This window comes from bacterium, from assembly GCA_040753555.1.
Lineage (GTDB): Bacteria > UBA9089 > UBA9088 > UBA9088 > UBA9088 > JBFLYE01.
Genome location: JBFMDZ010000232.1, coordinates 1 through 2,907 on the forward strand (window position 1 = coordinate 1; position 2,907 = coordinate 2,907).

A 2,907-nucleotide genomic window follows, 5' to 3' on the forward strand; every position below is an offset into this window, starting at 1 on the left:
ATGACTATAAGGTAAGTCCATTTTTAGAACTGGGTTATAAACCAGAAAAAGATATAAGGATAAGTCTGGGGTATAACTTTATCCATTATCACGATGGCCAGATACCCGAGCTTGATTATTCTGCCTCCTCCCTTTATCTAAAAACAACGGGAAAATTTGGTTGGTGGTAAGGTTAGTGGGATGGTGCAGATAACGATTAAGCTCACCTGCCCGAGCGATAGCCGTGGTCAGGGGAAGCGATTGGTTAGCCGAATTCTATAACAATTTAATGCTATTTTCCCGCTAATTTTTCTTGCCACCAGATGAGGGTTCCTTAGGGCGTTGCCCAGAGGGGGGTTGGGGACGAGGAGTTTTTGGAGGTTGATTTACTCCCCCCTTTTTTACAGTTCCCTCATTCAGTCGTCTCGGTTGTGTCAAAGTTTGACTCTCATTACTCATTTTCTTCCTCCTTATTTTTAAGTTTTCGTCTCTTAACTATCAATAAAGATATTTCTTATTTCAATCGCAATGTTATCACGATTTCTCGAAATATACATCATATCTACCTGATACAAGAATTCGCCGCTTGAATTCTGATATACACGAACATCTCTAAGAAGCAATTCAGCATCTTTCGAGTCATCCGAAAAGGATTGAACCCATCCATCATACGCCAAATCCTTTTCCATATCCCGAACGGTAACCCAATTGACTTCTTTCATGTTGAAGGTGTATCCCCAAACATCCAATTCTCCAAATTTCTTGGTAATTCGTAACCATTGAACGATTTTAAAGTGAATCTTGTAAGTCGTTATTATTGTTATAACAATTGCAAGTAGAACAGAAATAATGCAGACCCAAACTATTTCGGAATATGAAATATGAACTTTGGAATCAGCCAAAGCTCTCAGGAAAACAACTTCTGATTTAACGGACCATAAAGTGAGTTTGGAACCAACGAAATTATATATAATGAGGACAACCCAAAACAGAAAATATGAGGACAATCCAAAAACAAATGATTGGAGCAAGAAGAGAAATGTCTCTCGGGGTTTATGTATTGTAAATGCGTCTACAATATAAGCACAGATTATGCCGGGAAAGAAAAGAAGTAAAAGTCTTATTGTGAACTCTGTGATGTTCATATCCAAAGTATCCTCCTTCGTCTAACCTTAGATTATACTGCCTATTGGCAGTTTTATATTACTGCATTATAAGTTAGTCTATTTTATTTATAGAGTAGCATAAATAAAATATTCTGTCAAGGAGAAATTTCAATTATCCTGTGTGTTTAGCTAATAAGTCAAGGGAAATAAACGCAAAATGAAAGAGGGAGGAAGAATTGTAGCTTGCTAAACACCAGAGGCAGTATCTGCCACCGATGGTTCATACACAGGGTAAGTTTCTAAAGGAAATGCTGTCTAAAGGTTGAGAAGATTTGAGAAGGTAATGTATAAACTTATGAAGAAGGGTATAGACCATCTTCCTTTCAGAAAACAGATTCAACATAAGTTCATTAAATACCTTGACTAAACACTTTGTTTTATGCTATTTTTAAAGAATGAAAAGTGGGTGAAACAAGTTTTATAGCATTTTTGACATCTGATGATAGAATTAGACATTATCACTTTAGCATCAAGGGAAAAATTACAGGGTTCACGGTTCAATATGAGGCTTTTATCCAAGGTAAGTGGTATCCTATCGTTAGATATGATACTGCCCATGGATTTACGCATCTTGATAGGATGCATCCAGATGGTTCAGTAGAGAAAGTGCCTCTTTCCTATTGGGACTATAATGAGGCATTAAACTTTGCCCAGTTTGATATTAAGTCAAACTGGGAATGGTATCGTCAAAGATATGAAAAGGAGATGAAGCAATGAACAAACAGGAACTATTTGAGAAAAATTTAGAGCTTACCACAGAGTTTAACAGGTATGTTTTAGAGCATCCTGAACTTGAGAAGCGTATACCTAAGGATGCAATAGTAGTAATTCTACCTGAATATGATCAGAAACTGGCAGAAGAAAATCTTAAAATAGCAAAGGCAAGGAAAGAAAAAGAGCAGACACTGGTGTTTGTGAAAGTTAAAAAACTTGCTCCCGTAAGAAAATCCAGATTGGTTAGACCTAAAGTAGAAATAGCCTCTGTTTGAAAGATTAACAAAAAGGAGGTAAGCGTTTACTTGAAAACCAATTTTGTTTGGGTATATTTACCTTAGCCCAAAGTGGTCTAATTCTATTTCTTTTAATTACAGGCGCTCTTATGACTATTTGCTTAAGACAAAGTAGGTGGAGAGTTTAGCCTTCAACCCACTAAGGGTTTAAACACCCAGGTAAAATGCAGTCATAATATAAGTAGTATAGAAGACAAGGGGGATGTTTCTCATTCTTCAAGCTCTGACCTTTCCTTTATCGCAAACATTCAGCGCGAATTTGCTTCTGGCTTAAGCACTTATGGTGAGTATAGCTACGAGGCTAATCGGGGTAAGGCTGGTCGCACTACTTTTTCTTTAGACTCTAAAATACTCATCGCTTTAGCCTATAGACCTCCTTATAGTGATAGATTAAATTTCTTGGCAAAGTGTGAGATGCAGGATTTAAGGAATATTACCGGTAGCTTTGAGACAGTTTATGACCTAACCAAGAAGTTAGCCATATTTGGCAAGTATGCTATCAGGAAGATAAGCTATGATGAGATTACCTCACAGGTTTCCCTGATGAGTATGCAGGCAAATTATGACCTCTCTGATAAGGTTGATCTTGGCACTGGAATAAGGCTTCTTTCTCAGGATAAGAGCAATGACTATAAGGTAAGTCCATTTTTAGAACTGGGTTATAAACCAGAAAAAGATATAAGGATAAGTCTGGGGTATAACTTTATCCATTATCACGATGGCCAGATACCCGAGCTTGATTATTCTGCCTC

The 2,907-nt window shown here is 37.2% G+C and carries 4 protein-coding genes; 3 read left to right on the forward strand and 1 reads right to left on the reverse strand.

Going from position 1 to position 2,907, the window contains the following annotated elements; all coding sequences use genetic code 11:
* Positions 1–470: 470 nt before the first annotated feature.
* Positions 471–1,124 carry a DUF6338 family protein gene (locus AB1630_11800; protein MEW6104475.1) on the reverse strand — a complete coding sequence of 218 codons (654 nt, stop codon included), beginning with the start codon at positions 1,122–1,124 and terminating at the stop codon, positions 471–473.
* 423 nt (positions 1,125–1,547) lie between these two features.
* Between AB1630_11800 and AB1630_11805 the strand changes: the two genes are divergently transcribed.
* The 3 genes from AB1630_11805 to AB1630_11815 all read left to right on the forward strand — a co-directional run.
* Positions 1,548–1,862 carry a hypothetical protein gene (locus AB1630_11805; GenBank protein ID MEW6104476.1) on the forward strand — a complete coding sequence of 105 codons (315 nt, stop codon included), beginning with the start codon at positions 1,548–1,550 and terminating at the stop codon, positions 1,860–1,862.
* On the forward strand, positions 1,859–2,134 hold the full coding sequence (locus AB1630_11810) for a DUF5647 family protein (GenBank protein MEW6104477.1): 276 nt from the start codon (positions 1,859–1,861) through the stop codon (positions 2,132–2,134). The genes AB1630_11805 and AB1630_11810 overlap by 4 nt, the downstream gene beginning before the upstream one ends.
* Positions 2,135–2,569: 435 nt before the next feature.
* Positions 2,570–2,907: hypothetical protein (locus AB1630_11815; GenBank protein MEW6104478.1), on the forward strand; the 338-nt coding region annotated here is incomplete at its 3' end.